Below are 2,116 nucleotides of genomic sequence, written 5' to 3'. Positions count from 1 at the left end.
GAGGTGCGCGACGTGCACCCGACCCATTACGGCCGCATCTGCCCGATCGAGACGCCGGAAGGCCCGAACATCGGCCTGATCAACTCCCTCGCCACCTTCGCGCGGGTGAACAAGTACGGCTTCATCGAGACCCCGTTCCGGCGGGTGAAGGACGGCGTCGTCACCACCGACGTCGCCTATCTGTCGGCGATGGAGGAGGCCAAGTACTACGTCGCCCAGGCGAACGCCCAGATGGACGAAAGCTTCAAGCTGACGGAGGACCTGGTGGTCTGCCGTCGCGCGGGCGACGTCATCGTGGTGCCGCCGGACCGCGTCGACCTGATGGACGTGTCGCCGAAGCAGCTCGTCTCGGTGGCGGCCGCCCTGATCCCGTTCCTCGAGAACGACGACGCGAACCGCGCGCTGATGGGCTCGAACATGCAGCGCCAGGCGGTGCCGCTGGTCCGCGCCGACGCGCCCTTCGTGGGCACCGGCATGGAAGCCGTGGTCGCCCGCGACTCCGGCGCAGCCATCGCGGCCCGCCGCACCGGCATCGTCGATCAGGTGGACGCCACCCGTATCGTCATCCGGGCCACCGAAGAGGCCGACGCCAACAAGCCCGGCGTCGACATCTACCGCCTGCAGAAGTTCCAGCGTTCCAACCAGTCGACCTGCATCACGCAGAAGCCGCTGGTGCGCGTCGGCGAGGCTGTGAAGAAGGGCGAGATCATCGCCGACGGCCCCTCGACGGAGTTCGGCGAGCTTGCGCTCGGCCGGAACGTGCTCGTCGCGTTCATGCCGTGGAACGGCTACAACTTCGAGGACTCGATCCTGCTCTCCGAGCGGATCGTGAAGGATGACGTGTTCACCTCGATCCACATCGAGGAATTCGAGGTGATGGCCCGCGACACCAAGCTCGGGCCGGAAGAGATCACCCGCGACATCCCGAACGTCTCCGAGGAAGCGCTCAAGAACCTCGACGAAGCCGGCATCGTCTATATCGGCGCCGAGGTGCACGCCGGCGACATCCTGTGCGGCAAGATCACGCCGAAGGGCGAGAGCCCGATGACGCCGGAGGAAAAGCTCCTGCGCGCCATCTTCGGCGAGAAGGCGTCCGACGTGCGCGACACGTCCCTGCGCGTGCCCCCGGGTGTCACGGGCACGATCGTCGAGGTCCGGGTGTTCAACCGCCACGGCGTCGACAAGGACGAGCGCGCCCAGGCCATCGAGCGCGAGGAGATCGAGCGCCTCGCCAAGGATCGCGACGACGAGCAGGCGATCCTGGATCGCAACACCTACGCGCGTCTCGCGACCGTGCTCATCGGCCAGGCTCCCATCGCCGGACCGAAGGGCTTCAAGAAGGAGACCACGCTCACCCGTGAGCTCCTCAGCGAGTACCCGCGTTCGCAATGGTGGCAGTTCGCCGTCATCGACGACCGTCTCATGACCGAGATGGAAGCGATGCAGAAGCAGTACGACGAGTCGAAGAAGCGCCTCGAGCAGCGCTTCCTCGACAAGGTCGAGAAGCTGCAGCGCGGTGACGAGTTGCCCCCCGGCGTCATGAAGATGGTCAAGGTCTTCGTGGCGGTGAAGCGCAAGATCCAGCCCGGCGACAAGATGGCCGGCCGGCACGGCAACAAGGGTGTCGTGTCGCGGATCGTGCCGATCGAGGACATGCCGTTCCTGGAGGACGGCACGCATGCCGACATCGTGCTGAACCCGCTCGGCGTGCCTTCGCGCATGAACGTCGGTCAGATCCTGGAGACCCACCTCGGCTGGGCCGCGGCCGGTCTCGGCCGCAAGGTCAGCCAGGCGGTGGACGCGTATCTCCGCAGCAACGACATCGCGCCCCTCAAGGCGGAGATGGAGGCGATCTACTCGCCGTCCGAGCTCGAAGGTCTCACCGACGAGGAGATGGCCGAGGCCGCCAACAACGTGCGCCGCGGCGTGCCGATGGCGACGCCGGTGTTCAACGGCGCCAAGGAAGCCGACATCGAGCAGATGCTGGAAATGGCCGGTCTCGACCGGTCGGCCCAGTCGACCCTCTATGACGGCCGCTCGGGCGAGCCCTTCGACCGCAAGGTGACGATGGGCTACATCTACATGCTGAAGCTGCACCACCTCGTGGACGATAAGA

At 66.4% G+C, this 2,116-nt stretch carries 1 protein-coding gene; it reads left to right on the top strand.

What is annotated here, in order from left to right:
* Positions 1–2,116: DNA-directed RNA polymerase subunit beta (rpoB, locus tag K2X24_RS10325; RefSeq protein WP_292497538.1), on the top strand; the 2,116-nt coding region annotated here is incomplete at both ends.

It is taken from the genome of Methylobacterium sp. (genome assembly GCF_019750675.1).
Classification (GTDB): domain Bacteria; phylum Pseudomonadota; class Alphaproteobacteria; order Rhizobiales; family Beijerinckiaceae; genus Methylobacterium.
The sequence above is the reverse complement of the archived record's forward strand: the minus strand, read 5'-3'. Positions and strand labels throughout refer to the sequence as shown.